Origin of the sequence: Hymenobacter qilianensis, assembly GCF_014489555.1 — a bacterium.
Classification (GTDB): domain Bacteria; phylum Bacteroidota; class Bacteroidia; order Cytophagales; family Hymenobacteraceae; genus Hymenobacter; species Hymenobacter qilianensis.
This window is the reverse complement of the sequence record NZ_CP060784.1, coordinates 1,181,869-1,200,856: the sequence shown is the minus strand read 5'-3', so window position 1 is coordinate 1,200,856 and position 18,988 is coordinate 1,181,869. Positions and strand designations below refer to the sequence as shown.

The 18,988-nt window shown below is 56.0% G+C and carries 13 protein-coding genes; 10 read left to right on the top strand and 3 right to left on the bottom strand.

Annotated elements, in window-relative coordinates; genetic code table 11:
* Positions 1-75 precede the first annotated feature (75 nt).
* From H9L05_RS05565 to H9L05_RS05540, 6 genes are all read left to right on the top strand, one after another.
* Entirely contained in the window at positions 76-1,473 is a 1,398-nt protein-coding gene (locus H9L05_RS05565; RefSeq protein ID WP_187733349.1) for a hypothetical protein, read from the top strand.
* A 105-nt stretch (positions 1,474-1,578) separates the two neighbouring features.
* The gene (locus H9L05_RS05560) at positions 1,579-1,971 is read left to right on the top strand and encodes a hypothetical protein (protein WP_187733348.1); all 393 of its coding nucleotides are present in this window, start codon (positions 1,579-1,581) and stop codon (positions 1,969-1,971) included.
* 152 nt (positions 1,972-2,123) lie between these two features.
* Positions 2,124-3,572, top strand: a complete 1,449-nt coding sequence (locus H9L05_RS05555; RefSeq protein WP_187733347.1) for a hypothetical protein — start codon at positions 2,124-2,126, stop codon at positions 3,570-3,572.
* 349 nt (positions 3,573-3,921) lie between these two features.
* A complete protein-coding gene (locus tag H9L05_RS05550; RefSeq protein WP_187733346.1) occupies positions 3,922-7,395 on the top strand; it encodes a hypothetical protein in 3,474 nt (1,157 codons plus the stop codon).
* A 58-nt stretch (positions 7,396-7,453) separates the two neighbouring features.
* Complete coding sequence (locus H9L05_RS05545; RefSeq protein WP_187733345.1) at positions 7,454-8,989, top strand: hypothetical protein; 1,536 nt, start codon at positions 7,454-7,456, stop codon at positions 8,987-8,989.
* Between the two features lie 111 nt (positions 8,990-9,100).
* Positions 9,101-10,561: a hypothetical protein gene (locus tag H9L05_RS05540; protein ID WP_187733344.1), complete on the top strand. Its 1,461-nt coding sequence runs from the start codon at positions 9,101-9,103 to the stop codon at positions 10,559-10,561.
* Here H9L05_RS05540 and H9L05_RS05535 read toward each other — a convergent pair whose 3' ends face one another.
* Positions 10,562-10,864 carry a DUF2695 domain-containing protein gene (locus tag H9L05_RS05535; protein WP_187733343.1) on the bottom strand — a complete coding sequence of 101 codons (303 nt, stop codon included), beginning with the start codon at positions 10,862-10,864 and terminating at the stop codon, positions 10,562-10,564.
* 52 nt (positions 10,865-10,916) lie between these two features.
* On the opposite strand from H9L05_RS05535, the gene H9L05_RS05530 reads away from it, so the two are divergent.
* Positions 10,917-11,600: a hypothetical protein gene (locus H9L05_RS05530; protein WP_187733342.1), complete on the top strand. Its 684-nt coding sequence runs from the start codon at positions 10,917-10,919 to the stop codon at positions 11,598-11,600.
* Between the two features lie 94 nt (positions 11,601-11,694).
* On the opposite strand, the gene H9L05_RS05525 is transcribed toward H9L05_RS05530, so the two are convergent.
* Positions 11,695-12,837 carry a PepSY-associated TM helix domain-containing protein gene (locus H9L05_RS05525; protein WP_187733341.1) on the bottom strand — a complete coding sequence of 381 codons (1,143 nt, stop codon included), beginning with the start codon at positions 12,835-12,837 and terminating at the stop codon, positions 11,695-11,697.
* Positions 12,838-12,858: 21 nt separating this feature from the next.
* Complete coding sequence (locus H9L05_RS05520) at positions 12,859-15,312, bottom strand: TonB-dependent receptor (protein ID WP_187733340.1); 2,454 nt, start codon at positions 15,310-15,312, stop codon at positions 12,859-12,861.
* Between the two features lie 307 nt (positions 15,313-15,619).
* Between H9L05_RS05520 and H9L05_RS05515 the strand changes: the two genes are divergently transcribed.
* The 3 genes from H9L05_RS05515 (at position 15,620) to H9L05_RS05505 (ending at position 18,889) form a co-directional block, all read left to right on the top strand.
* Positions 15,620-17,818, top strand: coding sequence for a prolyl oligopeptidase family serine peptidase (locus tag H9L05_RS05515; protein WP_187733339.1), 2,199 nt, complete (start codon positions 15,620-15,622; stop codon positions 17,816-17,818).
* A 205-nt stretch (positions 17,819-18,023) separates the two neighbouring features.
* Positions 18,024-18,257 (top strand): hypothetical protein, encoded by a 234-nt coding sequence (locus H9L05_RS05510; protein ID WP_187733338.1) that lies wholly within the window; start codon positions 18,024-18,026, stop codon positions 18,255-18,257.
* A 125-nt stretch (positions 18,258-18,382) separates the two neighbouring features.
* Positions 18,383-18,889 (top strand): GNAT family N-acetyltransferase, encoded by a 507-nt coding sequence (locus H9L05_RS05505; protein ID WP_187733337.1) that lies wholly within the window; start codon positions 18,383-18,385, stop codon positions 18,887-18,889.
* Positions 18,890-18,988 lie beyond the last annotated feature (99 nt).

Sequence of the window (18,988 nt, the reverse complement as noted above, 5' to 3'; positions counted from 1 at the left end):
GTTCCCCCACAACCCACCCGCCCGGCCAGCAGTACGCAGGTTGCGGCACGGGCCGTTTGCTTCTATTTTGCTTCTATGAATTTGCCCCCCTGCTTCCGTTTTCAACCTGCGCTGGCCGCTGTGCTGTTAGTATTGGCCGGTTGTTACTCCCGCAATGATGTAAAAACCGAAGGCGGCGCGGTAACCGAGCAACAGGTCGAGAACGACCAAACCAAGATGCCGCGCGACAACGCCAAAGTCGCCCCCGACAAAGGAGCGCCCAACGTGGCAGTCGAAACGGATGCTGCCGCTGCCGCGCCGCTAGCTCAAGTAAATGTGTTTCTGGAAGTATCGGGCTCGATGGAAGGCTTTATGCCTAAGCCCGGCGCTGATGCCAGCAATACCCGCTTCCAGCAGCAGGTCGCACAGTTTTTGTCGGAGCTGAATAACAGCCCAGCAGCAAGCCGCAAAGTGTATTATCGTATTAAAGAAAAGCCTTATCGCGACTCGTACCAGGAACTCTCCGGCACCGTGCGCGGCGGCATCAAAGAGCCCGCCAGCAGCACCGACATCCCGACAGTGCTCGATACGCTGGTCAGCAACTACTACGCGGCCAACACGGTCAACGTCCTGATTTCGGACTTTATCTACTCGCCCAAGAACACGGGCGCCATTCCTTACATCAAAACGGATATCACCGACGCCATCAGCCGCACCCAGCGCACTGATCTGGCTGTGTCGGTATACGGTTTCACCTCCGATTTTCAGGGCACGTTTTACCCGGCCATCATGACCGGCGCCCGCAAAGTACCCAACTGCTGCGACACCGATATTCCGTATTATTTCTGGGTAATTGGCCCCCAGGACGCCGTGCGTCGCTTTGAGGCCGCTTTGCTGGCCAAACAGCCAGCTCAACAGGTGCATTACGGCATAAAGTATCCGCGCCCGGCTTCTTCCCTGCTAAATAAATATCAGAACAAAGGTGATTGGTATTACGGCGAGAAAACCGCCAGCAAGCGTGAGGCCGGTGCCACCTACCACACGGTAGCCGTGCAGGAAGCTTCCGCGCAGAACCCCGTGGAGTTTGTGCTGGGTCTAAATTTGAGCACCATGCCTGCCTTGTACCGCGACCCCGCTTATCTAAAGCAAAATTTAAAGCTTGTTGGTCAGGATACGGACGCGAAGATCGTTAACGTAGCCGCGGCCACCGACCAGACCCGCGCCAGCAGCGGCCCCGAAAATCAGTACACGCACTTTGTGAAAGTGCGCTTAACTAAAATGGCCCGTGCTGCCCGCCCTTTGCAAGTAGTGCTCAATGATGCCCGCCCGGCTTGGGTAAGCCAGTGGACAACCCAAAACGACAGCAACATCAATCAGGCGGGCCCCAAAACCTTCGCCTTCGCCAGTCTCCTCGATGGCGTGTCTACAGCTATTGTCGCTGGCCAAGATGCCCCCGTATTTCAAATTCCACTCACGCTTGAGCCCGCCAAATAGCGTAAGAAGTTAATATTGTTGCGCTGATTTGCATCATGCACACAATTCTGTTGAATCTTCTGCGTTCAGCGAATCTCCACTCAAAGTTATTTGTACATTTCCGCTATGAAGTCATTTTTCCGTTTTCTCTACGAACTCATCGGCTCTCCGCAGCCGCCATCCGAAACCCCTGTTTACCGCGAGGTAATTTTCCCCAACGTCGGCCTGCTGACGCTAGGTGTTTCGTTGGCCCTGGTGCTGATTTTCTATTATCTGATTAACCGGGCGATGGGAGTAGCAACCTTCAATAAGGGACGCCATTGGGCAATTTTCCTTATTGCTAACGCCATTATTGCCTTTATTATCGCCATTGTGCAGTGCAACAGTCAGCAGGTAGCGGAGCACTCTTATATCTATTGGCTGGCAACGCTGAACGCCGTGTACGGCCTACTCTGGTTTTTTCTTTTCTCTGTTATTCTGCGCAAAGGCTCGACCAACGCCAGCACTACACCTTTTTAAGGGCATAAAGACGCGATAACTCGCGTCTTTATCGTTTCTATAGCTAAACTCATAACTGGCGGTGAAGCCTATAGGCTCAGCAGTAAGCCACCAAATAATGCGTTTCTGTACGCATCCGCGAAATCTGATCAATCTGCAAACTCTGCGATTCAATGGCTAAACTCTTTTTATTCGGTATTGGCGGCACGGGCTCCCGCGTTATTCGCTCCCTCACCATGCTGCTGGCCGCCGGCGTACAGCTACCCAATTGCGACCGGGTAGTGCCCATCATCATCGACCCCGACGCTCACAACGGCGACATGAATCGGACGGTGAATATGCTGAAGAGCTATCAGCAGATTTATAGCCGCCTAGGGCAGCGCGAAGACGGCTTCTTTCACACCAACATCAGCACGCTCAGCAGCATTTCGGCTGACACCAACGGGGGTGTAAAGGACACGTTCGTCTTCGACTTTGGCGGCATCAACCAAAGCTTCCGCCAATATTTAAGCTACGACCAGCTTTCTATCGATTCCAAAGGATTGGTAGAGTTGCTGTTCACCCAAGACAATCTAGAAAGCCCCCTGACTATTGGTTTCCGCGGCTCGCCTAACGTGGGCAGCGTCGTGCTGAATAAGGTGGTCGACTCGCCGGAAATCCGCTTTTTCGCTGACAACTTCCAAGCCGGCGACCGGGTGTTTTTCGTTTCCAGCATCTTCGGCGGCACAGGCGCGGCGGGGTTCCCATTGTTGCTCAAAAACCTCAAAGACCCCAACACGCGCCTAAGCAATGCCCGCTACCTGCGCGATGCTTTGACCGGCGCCGTGACGGTGATGCCCTACTTTGCGTTGCAATCAGAGGATAACTCCATCATCGACTCCAACAGCTTCCTCACCAAGACAAAGGCGGCACTCAGCTACTACGAGCACAACCTACAGGGCCTCGACGCTCTGTATTACCTGGCTGATACGCCTGATACGCCCTACGAAAACCAACCTGGCGGCACGGCCCAGCGCAACAAGGCTCACCTCATTGAGCTGCTGGCCGCGCTCAGCATCGTGGACTTTATGCAGTACCCCGATGCTGAACTGCGCAATGGCGGTCCGCACTTCCACGAGTATGGCTTGGGCGTAGACACGCAAGAGTTGAACTTCAGCCACTTGCCCGACGAATCGCGGGAACTGATTGCTAAGCAACTCACGCAATTCCTGTACTTCACGCGCTATCATAAGCAGCACCTGCCCACTGATAAAGCCCCCTACCACGACAACTTGAACCTGGACTATGCCATGCGCAATGAACCCATATTCAAGGAGCTGAACAACTTCCTCCACAGCCCTGAATTCGGTGTGGATGAGTGGCTAAGAGAGCTGTCCCAAAACCGTCGCGCCTTCCGCCCCTTCGACCTCACCACCGACGATTTCAACGCCATGATTGCCGGCAAGCCTGTAGAGAAAAAGTGGAATGACTTTTTCAACAAAGGCCTCAGTCAGAACTACTTCCTCAATCAGCTCAACGACGCTGCAAAGTCTATCCAGGAGCCCGACAACTTCAAGAAGCTGCTGGCTCTGTTCGACCGCGTGACGGATAAAGCGTTTGAAGAAAAGGTAAAGGTTGTATAAGAACATCAAGCTCCCCTCCTAAGTTGAGGAGGGGATGCGGCGGCGCAGCCGCCGCTGGGGTGGTTGAGGTCGTTGCTGATGTTGTTTAACGGGAACGGGTATATAGAACGTCATGCAGCGCAGCGCGAAGGATCTCGCGTGCTGATGTCTGATTACTAATCCCGCTAAACACGCGAGACGCTTCGCTCCGCTCTGCATGACCGCCTACCGTTTGCAGGCCCGCTTCCACACAACATCAGCAACGCCGGTCAACCACCCCGCCCTTAGGGCACCCCTCCTTGCTTGATGCGCAACAGTATCTGAGGAGGGGAATTGAATTACTACTCAATCGACATAATCGACTATAGGAATGCCCAAAGTCCTTCGCTTACATAACAACGGCTCCCAGCAGGTGCAAGGCTGGCAGAAAACCGCTCCCATTACCAGCACCGAAATTGATACCGTAACCGACCCCACAGGCGGGCGGGCCAAGAATGTGGCCGTGTCCATTCCGACGCCATTTGCGCGGATGCACTTGTTTGAAACGGCCTTTGATTTCCTGGCCCGTGAGGGACAGCGCAATGCGGGCTCGGTGTACCATGAACTGGTGTCGCACTACTGGGACCTGTTTGAGGTGCTGTACAACTTCAACCTCTACACCCAAGCTGGCCGCAAAATCACGCTGCGTCGCTGGAACGCGGAGACGGAGCTGCGCAAGATGCAGGCCGATGAGGGCACGCGTCTGCTGGGCGAAACCTTGCGGCTGTTCTTGCAGGATGACCGATTCCGTGACTTCTCGGATATGTATCTCGTGTTCTACGAGTCGCCGGACCTGCCGGGCGGACCGCGCTTGCTGGGGGGCACTTCACCACTTACCCTGCTCTTCACAGCCCCTACAGTAGCACCGCTAGACTTGGAGCGCGCCCAGGCTAGGGGGCATTATTTCGATAATCAGATTGTGCTGCTCGAAGACCGCTCGCCGGCTTTCCGCGAGTTCGTGTACGAGCTGTTTCTGGCGTATCCGCAGTTGCAGCGCCGCGAGTTTGCCGGCAGCGTATTCGCCAGCCTCGACCGCAGCCGCATCAATCAGATGCAGATGCAGGGCGAGCACACGGCCCAGCGCTTTGCCGCCAAGTACCCCGCCATCACTGACTTCCAGGGCAACTTGGTAAGCGTAAAGTATGTGCCGCTACCCGGTCGCGCCGATCAGTCGGCGGTGATGAGCAGCGACTTGTTTATTCAGCCTACCCGCGAAACCAGCAGCGGCCGCCTACGCCCATTGGTATTGCGCCCCAACCTGACCATGCAGGGAGCAAATTACCTCAACGGCCAGCCCTGGGACGACCGCACGCCTGTGCCCTACGCCGATGAGCTGACGCTGGAGAATCGGGTGTTGCCCGGCAAAGGCTTCAAGTATCCTTACCTCACGGTGGGCGACTTCTTGGAAGATGCGCTGGTTGAGCTGCCATACGAGCTAAATACCCAGCGCTTCCACACGGGTAAGGTCACGTTCCAGTACGGTGCTGACACCCAAGGTCGTGCGCGGTTTCCGTATTTGCTGCCGCTGAAGCAATCCTTCTTTGAGTACTTCACGGAGCACGATCTGGCTGAGCTGGTCACGTTTACTATCGACCTGAACCATGTGCGGGTAAACGTGCGGGTGCCAGTGCAGGGGGGGCGTTTTATCACTTTTGAGCGCAGCTACTACCAGAATCCGCAGAACCCTAAGGATGCGCAAGGCCGCGAAATTCCGGAGAAGGGTCGCATCGTGCGGGCCAACATTGGCCTGGGCGTGTTCCCGTTCTACAAGATGCGCGCCCAGCCCGAGTACAACGACTTCTACAAAGTCATGCTCGTGGATGCCGACAACAGCCCCACAATGCTGCAGCGTCGCTACGAACTTACCTTCTTCGTAGGTGGCGAGCGACTGACTGACCAGGGCGCAGCCCGCCGCGCTACCAAGTTTGAGCGCACTCAAAAAAGTGTAGCCACGGCTGGCAGTACATATTACGAAATCAGCGGTACGCACTTCGATCTTGCTGAGCTGACTTGTCCGCCAGCTACGTTGGGCGCCGAGCCGGCCCGCGGTCTTATTGTGCCGCGCTGGCGTGAACTGGACCGCGGCACCCGCCGCTTCACCTTCGCCGTTGACTTTGGTACCAGCAACACGCACGTAGCCTACGCCGACGGTCCTTCTGCTCATCCTAAGCCGTTTACTATTGGGGAGGGTGACTTGCAGGTGGAACTGTTGAACGCACCATTGCCTGACACTGGCTATTCGGCTTTCCAGCGCTACATGCGCGGCCCCGGCCAGTTGTTTGATATTCCGCTGATTCAGAACCGGGAGTTTGTGCCTAGCATCGTGGGCGAGCAGCAGTCGGTGTATGAGTTTCCGATTCGGACGGCGGTGTGCGAGACAAACTCCTATGCCAATGAGCCCAGCAAAGTGCTGAGCAACATCAACATCGGTTTCAGCATTAACACCGAAACCAACCAGCCGCCCCAGAACCGCTTCGTGACTAATCTGAAGTGGTCGGCGGAACTGGACCCCCAGGGCGTGAATCGGATTGCAGCTTTCTTCAAAGAGATTCTGCTGCTAATGAAGCACAAGGCAGCTCAGTACGGTGGTATTCTGGAAGACACCCGCGTAGTGTGGTTTGCCCCCCTGAGCTTTGATATGTTCCTGCGCAATCAGTTTCAGCAGGTGTGGGACGAGGCATTCCAGGAGGTGTTCCGTGCTCGCCGGCCCACGCAGTGTATTTCAGAGTCGGTGGCGCCGTACTACTACCTCACGGCTACGAACCAGGTGGTGCCCAACCGTGATGAGAATGTCATCAACATCGACATCGGTGGCGGTACGACTGACTTGCTGATTTTCGCCGAGCAGAAGCCTTCGTTCAGCTCATCGTTCCGCTTTGCCGGCGACGACCTGTGGGGCGATGGTTACGCCCGCGTTCAGGGTGCGCCCAAGCAAAATGGCCTGCTTCGCCTCGGCGTGCAGTACGTAGAAAGCCTGCCCGATTCGGAGCAGAATCAGGAGTACAAGGGTTACTTACGCGCAGCTCTACAGAACCCCGATTTCGGTTCGGCCGACGTAACGAGCTTGCTCTTTACCTATAATGAAGCGTTGCGCTTTACGCAGAGCCTTGGCTTGGGCAAAGGACGGCAGTTGCGAGTGCTTTTCTACCTGCACTACACGGCCATAATTTACCATGTAGCGCAATTGGTGCAGCATTTGGGCTTGAAAACGCCTCGTTACTTGTGCTTCTCCGGCAAAGGCAGCTTGTACCTGCGGTTGCTCAGCGGCGGCAGTAGCTTGGCGGCTATTGAGAAGATCACCAAGGCTGTATTCCTGGCCGCTACTGGTCAAGAGCCACCGCAAAACTTCCGCGTTATCCTGGCTGACAACCCGAAAGAGGCAACTACCAATGGTGGTGTTCTCTTCGAAGAAAGTGCCACCAGCGCCGCCGACTTCGACAAGATTCGGACGGTGAAGCTTAATGGTGCCTTGGAAGGTGCCGACATCGACACGGCGCGCCTAAAGATTCCGCAAGTCGACGCCGAGTTGAAGCAGTCGGTAATCGAAAATACGCGCCGTTTCCTCGAAATCGTGCTCGACAACGACGACGTGGCCCCGCTGATGCGCGAAGTAGGCGTAGACGTGGACCGACAGAAGGTGAAAGACTTCCTGCTCCGCGAAATTGAGGACAGCCTGAACTTGGGTCTGCACCAGATTGGCCGCAACCTCGGTCAGGGCGAAACGCTGCCGGAAACGCTGTTTTTCTACCCGATGAAGCAGGCGCTGTATAACTTGAGCCGCGAGCTGATTAACCCGAATTCATAATGAAATAACGCCGTGCAGGAGCCTCTTCTGCACGGCATTTTACCGTCATATTTCTTCTATGAAAATATTACCCCGTTTCGCTACTCTGTTGCTAGGTATAGCGCTTTTTGCTTCCAACGCTAATGCTCAAACCCAACTCGGCCAGCCCACGCTCGACGAAGCGAAAACTCAGATCTGGTGCGCCACGGCTCGGTTCGTGTATGAGGATACGGGTGTGCCCGAACTCAAAAGCACCCTGCGTTGCGACGGTAGCTTGCAGGCATTTGAGAACAGCATCAAAGCCGACAAGCAGAGTGTATACAGCCGCTTGTATAAGCCGCTGGAAGGCCGGGGGGCAATTTATAACGGGTTGACAACCGATCCGGCGCGGCTTACCAAGCTGACCACTGAAATCATCAATCGGCTTAAAAACCCAGCGCGCACCAACGACCCGGTGCGCATGCAGCGACTGACGGCTTTAGAAACCGGCCTGAAAAGCTTCGTTCAGAATGGTACACCGCTAGGTGACACTGGCGCTGATCTGGTAGCGCAAGAAGCAGCTGACACGGCATCCCTTGCCGATACCACAGTGGACTCCGATGTAGGTGTAGCACTGCCAACCGGCACCAGCGTAAGCAGCCCGCGCACTTACGCGGCGGAAAGCACCATGAGTAAGCTTTTTGCTCCTATTGCTTTGGTGTTTTCCCTGCTAAGCTTGGTGCTTTTTGCCTTGCAGCGTAGTCATATCAAGGCCTTGAATGCTCGTGCTGAGCGTCATAGAGCGGCGCTGGAAGCCGTAAAGCTGGCTATGCCAAGTGATAGTCCTTCGCTTAAAAAACTGACGCCTGAGCTACAGCGCGAGATTGAGAAAGTGGTGGAGCAACGCGTAGCCACGGCACTGGCTCAAACGAAGCCAGCCGCCCAAAATTTGCCCCCCAGACCTGCCGCACCTGCTCCGCAGGCGCAAAATCGCCCCCCAGTGGCCACAGCGCCAAGCGCCCCTACACCTCCTCCGGCGCCGGCGCGGCCCGTTGCGCCCGTGGCCGCTGCCCCCGCACCGCCACCTGCCCCACAACAGGCTGTTCCAGTTCCACCGGCTCCGGCGCCCACTTATACCGCCCCGGCGCCAATGGCTGAAGCTCAAGTTGCTCCTCCGGCGCCGGTAATACCGGCTGGTCCGCCCGCGGCGGCTCCGCGTGATGATTTTGATAGCTTGGTGCCGCCTGTGCAATTACCCACTCCGGATAATTGGTCAGTGGCGCCTCTCCTAAACAAGCCGGAAAATCAGCCAACGCAGCCGACCCGCTACTATGTGAAAGTGCCCGTGAATGGCGGATTCAGCGAGTATGACTTGCAGGAACAACCCCAGCACGACAGCATCTACGAGATAAAAGTGGATGCCCAGCGTCCCGAGCGGGCAACGTTCCGGGTTACTTCCAACACGGCGGTACACGCTTACGCTATTCAGAGCGCGCAATATTCCCTGCGCGAGGCGTGCCGCTACCAGCAGCCCAGCACGCCCGTTTCGCGCATCGTGACGGATGAGGAAGGAACGCTGTTCAAGAGCAACGGAGCCTGGCAGATTGAGCAAAAGGCCGCTATTCATTTTGAGTAGGAACGTACCCCAACGCTTTGGGCGTTGTTTCTTTGTGGTCGTATTACTGATTACATTCCACCGCCGCGTATGCCAAACGCGGCGGTGTGTGTTTCTACAAACTCTTGTTTGATGCTCGAAATCGTTCTTGAAATAATCGTTGTGCTCGTGGTGGTGGGCTTGCAGATTCGCACGTTTCTGCAAACCCGCGCCCAGGCTCAACGATTGGCGCAGCTTTACCCAACCAAAAACACGCTACGAGTTGAGCGCCGCCTGATAACGCCTGCGGGCGAAGATTTGCCCCCCTATGCCGCCAACGCCCCCGCCGATGCTTACCTGATTGATTTGATTCGGGCCGATGCCGTGCCCGCCGACTTTCAGGAGATTTTGACTGACACAAACGACTACCTGCGCCATAATAAAGGCGCCGCCGCCGACTTCGGTATCCTAAAAGACATTTCGGAGCGGCAGTCGCAGGTGCTGGAAAATGCAGTGCAGGCCAATGTAGCCACGCCCTTGTATCTGGGTTTGCTGGGGACCTTTTTGGGCGTAATTCTGGGCTTGGTAGGTATTGCGCGCAATGGTGTCTCGGATGAAGATGCGCTGACGCCCTTTCTGACGGGCGTACTCATCGCTATGACGGGCAGTTTCGTAGGCCTGTTGCTGACATTGCTGGGCAATGGCTTGGTGCGGAAGGCCCACCAGCAGCTTGACCAGGGCCAGAATAGGTACTACACCTTCCTGCAGGCACGCCTGCTACCCGTGCTGCACAACGACATGGCCAACAGCCTGTCTACGCTGAAAGGGGTGCTGGATGCGTTCAATCAGGATTTCGTAGGCAAGGTCACCCTATTTGAGCCCATCATTGGCACGCTAACCGAGAACGTGAAAGTGCAGCGTGACTTCCTGGTGAAGCTCAATGAGATTGGCTTTGATAAGATGGCGAATGCCAACCTGGCGGTGTTCGACAAGGTGCGGGAGTCGGCGGAGCTGTTTGGTTCTTTTGTAGGCTATCAGCAGCGGCTTAATCAGATGCTGGAGGAAGGCACGGCCACGGCTAACGCCGTGCGTAGTATTCTGGACCGCCTGACGGGCTTCGAGCGTGGTATTAACAACGTAGGCCAATACATTGGTCAGCACGATAACCTCATTCAGCATCAGCTCGACTTTTTCCAGCGTCACGAGAAGGAAATGACCAACGTGGCTGCCCGTACCGAGCAATACTTCGACCTCGCCACCGGCCGCCTCACCGATCTGATGCAGCAGCGCCTCAGCTTCCACGAGCGCGACGCTCAGCAGGCATATGAAAAGTGGGGCCAGTACTTCCAGCGTCTCAATGAGGAAAACGTGTTTGACCGCATCACGCACTACCTGGAGCCCTTCAAGAACCTGGATGCCGAGCAGAAAAATCTCTCCCGCGACGTAACGGCCACGCAGCGCGAGCTGATGCGCAAGATCGAGATGGACTCGCAGATTCAAGCTAAAATCTTAACCGAGCTATCCGCTCTGAACGAAGTATTGGTGAAAGCCACCGCCAAAAACCGCATGCAGCGGGCTATGGACAGCTTGTTTGGGGGCGTGAAGCCGCAGTAACTATAATACATCCTCAAATTTCTCTTCCACATTTGCTAGCACTTCACAATCACAGTTGCCTCCATAGGTCGCTAGCCAACTAGTAGTAGCAAATATTGGTAGCTGGTGCGACTCAAGAAACTCACGAGTTAATAGGACTGTATCATCGCAACCGTGTTCTACAAGTTGCTCGTCTAGATAGTCAAACAAAGCCTTTAAATCAGATAAGGGCAAGGGTAAATTGACAAGCTTATCAGCTCGGTGTTTTGCCGCGAGTGAATTTAAGATTGCTTTATGCTTTTGCTTTTCGTCTTTAGAAGGCATAGTGTATGATTGAAAAGTAGTTAGCAAATTAATACTCCCTTTAAGCTTATTCATGCAGGATTCTCAAAACCGCTCTTCCAACGACTTCTTCTGGCCCAGCTACGTGGACCTGATGACCTCGTTGTTTGTGGTGATGCTGGTGCTGTTTGTGTATAGCTTTAAGCTGTTTAAAGACCGGGAAAAGGAACTGCAACAAGCCAACGGCGAGCTAAAAGCTAAAGCTGAGGAATTAGAGCAAATCACCAAGATTCGGCGCTCCTTGCAGCGGCTGGAGGGCAAATATTTCCGCTACGACCCAAATCTGGAGCGGCACGAGCTGCTGGTGCCGGTGCAGTTTAAGGCGGGGCAGGATGAGATTCAGGACGCTTATAAGCCGGCTTTGCTGCAAGCGGGCAAGACGCTGCGCTCCGTGCTCAAAACCATAAAAACGGAGCAGCCGGTGCGTTATCTGGTTATCGTGGAAGGCATGGCAGCGCGCTACGCCGGCAATGATGCCCGCAACCGCACCCAGGAGCAGCTGACGTATCAGCTTAGCTACCGCAGGGCGCTGAACCTGTTGAATTTCTGGAAACAGAACGGCCTGAACTTCAGTCAGGATAGCAACATCGAGCTAATTATTGGGGGCAGCGGCTTCTATGGTACCGGCCGTTACCGCGGCGCCCGCGAAGGCGACAACAAGCGCTTCCTGATTCAGGTGATTCCGAAGATCGGACGGATTGGGGGGCAAAAAAGCTAGATCCGAACTTGTGCAGTACTAATATTATTAACTGTCATGCAGAGCGAAGCATGACGCGCTTTTTGAGCCAAGCTTCGTTGTTTACTCAGCTGCCCTAGACAGCTTGCACAGGTTGGGGGCGGCGCGGCTTTTCTTTCTTGGGCTTATTGCGCTTTCCCCACCATACCAGCGTACCAGTGACGGGCAGGCTAGCCGAAATCAGGCTGACCAGAAAGGCGATAATTTTGCCCCCCAGACCCAGAATCTGACCGGTGTGGATGTCGTAATTGGCGTCGATGAGCTTCTGGCCGCGACTCTTGCCGGCGTCTGGAATGGCTTTGAGTACCTCGCCGGTGGTGGGGTGGAAGTAGTACTCGTCGCGGTGGCTGTAGAGCAAGGACGTGCGGTAGGCAATGGAGTACGCGGGCTGGTCGGGAGCGACGGGCGCTGCAACGTAGAGCATTTGAGCCGTGGGCGAGCCGCGCCGTATCTGCGCGTAAAACTGGTCGATGAGGGGCAGGCTGGGCGTACTTACAGGCTGGGCCGTCACCTTGGGGGGCATTTTTTCCTCGGGAAAGCTGCTGCCCATATTGGCCGTCAGGTACACGGAGTTGTTTACCCATTCAAAGCTCATGACTAAGCCGGTAAGGGCAATGATCAGCGCGATGCTGGCGGTGTAAAAGCCCAACACGTTGTGCAAGTCGTAGTTGACGCGTCGCCAGCGGCCGTTCCATTTGATGGTGAAGCTGCGGTGCCGGTCTTTTTTGCGCTTGGGCCACCACAGCACCATGCCCGTGATGAGCATGACCACGAAAATCAGAACCCCGATGCCCACCACCCATTCGCCCACCGCCACGGGCAGCAGTAAGTACATGTGAATTTCCTGGACGATGGTGAAAAAATCGCGCTTCAGGTCCTTGTAGTGCAGCTCCTGGCCAGTGTAAGGGTCAACAAAGGCCGCGTACGAGCCGCCGGCTTTGTCTGTGCCGTACACGAGGGCGGAGCGGTCGGGAGCCATATACATCACCCAGGGCGAGGTCAGGCCGGGGTGGTTGCGCAGCATGGCAGCTTGCAGCCGGGAAGGCGGCAGGGCGGGCGTGGCGGCCACCGGCACTTTCAGCCACGGCTCAGTCGCTTCCCGAATCTCCTCCTGAAAAGTAAAAATGGCCCCCGTAATGCTCACGATAAACACCACCAGCCCCGACGCGAGGCCCAGCCAGAGGTGAAGTTTGCGAATAGCTTGTTTGAGGGGCGTCATCAGCAGGATAATTTAGGCCACTTAAAACTTATACGCCACGCTGCCCACGAAGCTGCGCAGCTTCTGCGCGTTCATGGTGGTGTAGCCAATCCAGTACCGCTCATTGGTCAGGTTATCGACTTTGGCCGAAATTCGGAACTTGGGCTGGTCGTAGAAAACGGACGCGTTCAACACTGTGTAGGCGGGCAGGGTAAATACGCTGGCCGTGGTGTTCTGAATCTTGTTGTCGCTGGCGTAGTTGCCGCCGAAACCCAGACCCAAGCCTTTCAAGGCCGAAGTGGGCAGGCGGTAGCTTAGCCACAGGTTGGCCAGATACGGCGAAGAAGCCGTGCTGGGACGGCGGCCTGTGTCAAGGGCAGTGGCGCGCTCCAGGCGGGAATCATTGTAGGAGAAGCCGGCCACGGCATTAAAGCCCTCAAACGGGTTGCCCACCACATCAAACTCAACGCCGCGGCTGCGCTGGGTACCGTCCTGGGTTTGGGCAAAGCGGGCAGCGGCTTCCGGGCGCGGATCGGTGCGCAGCAAATCCTTCACCTGAATGTCGTAGTAGCTAAGGGTAGCCGTCAATTTGCCCCCCAGCGCGTCTACTTTCACGCCCGTTTCCCACTGGTTGGCTTGCTCCAGATTGGCGATGCGCTGGCCGGTGCTGTCGGGGAAAGCCACATCGTAGGCCAGGTAAGAGCCGCGGTTGTTGAAGCTGTTCTGGTAGTTGGCAAACAGCGAGATTCTATCCTTCAGCGGCTGAAATACGACGCCAAACTTCGGCGAAAGCGCCGTTTGCTGGAAAGCCGGTACCGCCCCGCCGACCAGTCCACCGCGGTTATCGAAGTGGTCTACGCGCAGGGCCGCCAGCACACTCAGCCGGTCGGTCAGGTTCAGTACGTCGGAGGCAAAGGCGCTGTAGGTGTTGATTTTAGTGGTGACGGGATACGTGAAATCGGGGGCGCCGGCGGCGTAGCGGGCACTCAGGCTTGCGCCGTTAAATTGCGAATAGTCGAAGTCGGGTTGGTTGAGCGGCACGATATCGAACACGCTGCCGAAGAAGTTTTGGTCCGAGTCGATGCGCAGAAAGTCCAGGCCCAGCACCACGCGGTTGCGGCGGCCACCCACCTGAAAGTCGCCATTGAAAAGCTGCTGCACCTCGTACACCTGCTCAGTGCTATTGCGGGTCGACTGGTCGGCGCGGGCCAGAAAATTGCCCCCCGGCGCGGCATTGGGGTTATTGGTGGCCACGGCATCGGGCACCAGATAGAAGTAGGGTCCGAAGCCTTCGGAAAAACTGCGGCTGGCCGAGAAGTTAGTGGACGATGTAAAAGCCGACGAAATCCGGTAGTTCACCTGCCCAAAAAAGTTGGTGCTGCGCGAATCCAGCTCCAGCCCGTTGCCCATGTAGGAGTTGCGGTAGTCGATGTTCACATCATCCGCCCGCGAAACTCCAAGCTGAGAAGAAGGGAAGTAGAAGAAAATGAGCTGCTTGCCCACGCTACGGCCCCGAAACAGCTCCGCGTCGAGGTTGATGCTAAGGCGCTCAGTGGGCTGAAACGACAGGCTGGGCGCAATGGCGATGTTGCGGTTGAAGCCCTCGCTCTGAAAGTTATCTTCCTTCTGATAAGCCGTGTTCAGGCGGAAAGCCAGCGTTTTAGCTGCGTTGAGCGGCGTATTCACGTCGGCGCTGAGGCGGTGGAAGCCGAAGCTGCCGCCCGAAGCCGCTACTTCGCCCCCAAACGTGTCGTAAGGCTTCTTGGTTACGCGGTTGATGAGGCCACCGTAGGAGGTGAGGGCGCTGCCGTAGAGCGTGGCCGACGGCCCTTTGATAATCTCGACCTTCTCCAGATTGGCCGCGTCCACGTCGCTGGTTACGTTGCCGGCCAGACCGTTGCGCAGCTGGCTCTGCACGATAAAGCCGCGGGTGTTGTAGTAGCTGCCGCCGTCGCCAGCCCGGCCGGTGGCTTCCCACATGCGCTGCACGCCGGGCGCGTTGCGCAGAGCATCATCCACGGTAAATACCAGCTGCTCCGTGAGAAGCTCCTTGCCCACGGTGTTGTACACCTGCGGATTTTCCAGGTTTTGCAGCGGCATCTTAGCCGCGTAGTCCGACTGCTTGCGGGCGAATTTGTTGACGCGGGCCCCGCTTACTACCACTTCGCGCAGCTGCTGGGCATTCTCAGTGAGCACAAAGTCGAGGGTCGCGCTTTGGCCGCCAGTTACTGTTACGGTTTTCTCTGCCGACTTCAAGCCGATGCCCGAAACCACCAGCGTGTAGGTGCCGGCCCGCATTCTACTCAGCACATATTCGCCCCGGCTGTTGGTGATGGTGCCCTGGCTGCGGTCTTCCAGACCCACGGTAATTGCCTCGGCCGGGCTGCCGTCGGAGGTAGTAACGCGGCCCCGAATGGCGGCTGTTTGTTGAGCCTGAACAGTTAGAACGCTGCCAGTGAAGGTAATGGCTAAGCCAAAAGAGCGGATAAAAAACATAAATTGCTTATTCAGAAACTTTCTAAAGAGATGCAAAGGAACAACATATCCTCTTATTTAGAAAAATTCTGAATAGTTATTTGAACAGTAGCAAGCCTTTTCTCTTCTTATATAGGTTAGCATGTAAGCCATAAGAGGAGCAGCATTACAAATGATAAGCTGTGAATATTTTATGGCTGCGCTCAACCTGATAAACACTGCCACTGGAACGGCGTGACTTTATATATTACAAGGAAGCCAGCCTCATTATGAGATAAAGCGAAGATGGACTTCTATCTTCGACATACACTCCGCTGCCCTACACCTCATGCACATCACTAAATATCCGCTGCTGGCTTTGCTCGCGCTGGGGGCTTGCCGCTCTGCGGGGCCAACTGCCAAATCGGCTACTACTTATTCAGCCAACCCTCATATGGCGGCCGTTACCCCATCTGTTTCCTCCGTGAAGTACCCCGAAACCCGCAAGTCCGACCACGTCGATGACTACCACGGCACGCCCGTAACCGACCCCTACCGCTGGCTTGAAGACCTGGACTCGCCCGAAACCAAAGCCTGGGTGGAAGCGCAGAACAAGCTGACCTTCGGCTATTTGGAGAAAATACCATTTCGGGATAAGATCCGGGAGCGGCTGACTACCATCTGGAACTACGAGCGCTACGGCGTGCCACAGGTGGAAGACGGGCAGCTGTATTTCTCCAAAAACGACGGCCTACAAAACCAGGCGGTGCTGTACGTGCAGAAAAATGCCCCCCAGAGCCAGCCGGAAGTCCTGCTCGACCCCAACAAGTTCTCGGCCGACGGTACCACGGCCCTTACCGGCACCTACTTCTCCAACGACCACCGCTACATGGCGTACGCTACCTCCGGCGGCGGCTCCGACTGGCTGAAGGTGAAGGTGCTGGACCTGAAAACGCGGCAACCGCTGAAGGATGAGCTGGAATGGGTGAAGGTGTCGGGGGTGGCGTGGACCAAGGATGGCTTTTACTACAGCCGCTACGCCGCACCCAAGCAGGGCGAAAACCAGCTGGCGGGCAAAAACGAGTTTCACCAGGTGTATTACCACCAGCTTGGCACCCCGCAAAAGGCCGACAAGCTGGTGTATGAGAACAAGAAAATGCCCCTGGGTTTCCGCTTTGCGGGCACTACGGAGGATGAGCGGTTTCTGGTACTAAGCCTCACCGACGGCGTGGCCGACGGCAACCGCCTCGCCGTGCGCGACCTCACCGACGCGAAGCAAGCCGACAAGTTCACCACGCTCATCAGCAGCTTTGAGCACAACAACTCGGTAGTGGGCAGCGTGGGGGGCAAATTATTGGTGCTTACCAACTACCAGGCGCCACTCTACCGCTTGGTACTCATCGACCCCAAAAAGCCCCAGCAAGCCAACTGGAAAACGGTGCTGCCCGAAACCACTTACAAGATTGACAATGTGGAGCACGTGGGCGGCCGCCTCATTGCAACCTACTTAAAGGATGCCAGCAGCCAGGTAAAGGTGTACAGCGAGGCGGGCGAGTTTCAGAACGACGTGGAACTGCCGGCCATTGGTACCGCCGCCGGCTTCAGTGGGCGCCGCGATGCCAAGGAAGTGTACTACGCCTTTACCTCGTTTACTTACCCGACCACTATTTACAAATACGACCTCGCCACCAAGCAAAGCACTGTGTTTCAGGCGCCAAAGGTGGAGGTAAAGCCCGATGATTACCTGACCACGCAGGTGTTCTACAGCAGCAAAGACGGCACGAAGATTCCGATGTTTATCGTGCACAAGAAGGGTTTGAAGCTCGACGGCAAGAATCCGACTTACCTCTATGGCTACGGAGGATTTGATGTTTCCCTGACGCCTTCCTTTAGCGTGGCGCGCATGCTATGGCTGGAAAACGGCGGCGTGCTGGCCGTAGCCAATCTGCGCGGGGGCGGCGAGTACGGCGAGGCCTGGCACAAAGCCGGCATGACGCCCAACAAGCAAAACGTGTTCGACGACTTCATTGCCGCCGCCGAGTACTTGTCGGTGCAGAACTATACGTCGCCTAAGCACTTAGCTATTGCGGGCGGCTCCAATGGCGGCTTGCTGGTGGGCGCTACCATGATTCAGCGGCCCGATGTGGCGCGCGTGGCGTTGCCGGCTGTGGGCGTAATGGACATGCTGCGCTACCAGAAGTTTACCATCGGCTGGAACTGGGCGCCTGAATACGGCACCTCCGACAACTACGCGCAGTTTCAGAACCTTTATAGCTTCTCGCCCCTGCACACGTTGAAGCCAGGCGCCGACTATCCGGCCACGATGATTACCACCGCCGACCACGACGACCGCGTAGTGCCCGCGCACTCGTTTAAGTTTGCCGCGGCTTTGCAGGAAAAAGCAGGCGGGGCCAACCCCCAGCTTATCCGCGTAGACGTAAATGCGGGCCATGGCGCGGGCAAAAGCACCAAGCTTCAGATTCAGGAGTGGGCCGATGTGTGGGCCTTCACCTATTACAGCATGGGCCTAAACCCGTATGGCAAGTAGAGACACCTATTTGTGTCTCATCGTTGAACGACAATAGTATGAACGGCGCAACCAGCATCGTTTGACAGGAAGTCACAAGTACGTGTCTCTATATGGCTGCAAGAAAATAATTAGCCACTGACGGGCTTTTTTCCGTACTAACCTTTCGCGGGTCGCTTTGTATCTTGCGGCCCGAAACCCAATTGCCCGCCTTATTCGGCTGTTTATGAAGAAAACGCTTGTGCTCGGTCTGTTGGCCGGCGCTTCCCTGACCCTATCCGTGACCTCGTGCAAGAATCCGGATTATAAGAACATGGACGAGAATGTGGCCGTGAAGCCCTTGCCGCCCATTCCTGCCGCTGCCGACACCACTGGCGGCAAGCCCGACCCTAACGTGCCGCGCGAAATAAACGCCGCCAACGCTACGGAAAGCATCAAGAATATGCAGCCTCAAATGTAATTGAGCGCTTTAGAAGGTATAGTATACAATGAGCAATAGCCGGTTTAGTGCTATTGCTCATTGTGCTTTTCGGCTCTTATTTGTGTAGTGCCTAAATAGTTTTCCAAACCCTTCATCTCCTACTGATGACAACAATCCGCCGTGGCACACGCGCCGATTTGCCCCAAGTGCTGGCGCTTATTCAGGAGTTGGCCGTGTATGAGCGCGCGCCCCACGAGGTGACCAACACCCTGGCCGATATGGAGCGCGACGGCTTTGGCCCCGACCCCATCTTCAAGTTTTTTGTAGCTGAAAAAGCCCCCCAGCACATCGTAGGCATAGCTTTGTACTATACCGCGTACTCTACCTGGAAGGGCCGGATGCTCTTTCTGGAAGACCTGGTTGTAACGGAACAAGTGCGTGGTACGGGCCTCGGTAAGCTGCTTTTCGACGCGGTGGTGGCCGAAGCGCGCGCGACCGGTGCCAACCGCATGAAGTGGCAGGTGCTGGAGTGGAACGAGCCCGCCATTGGCTTCTACAAAAAGATCGGGGCCAACCTCGACCCGGAGTGGTTCAACGGCAACCTCAGCGCCGAGCAGCTGCAAGCCTACGTTTGCGCTCCCGCTGCCGAAGCTGCTGCGTTGAATGGGTAAGTAGTCTAATAAATTGGCTAAAAAAAGCCCCCCAGAAGTTTCTGGGGGCTTTTTTTGTAATGCAGAAAAGGGTTGTGAGACTAACCCACCAATCACTAT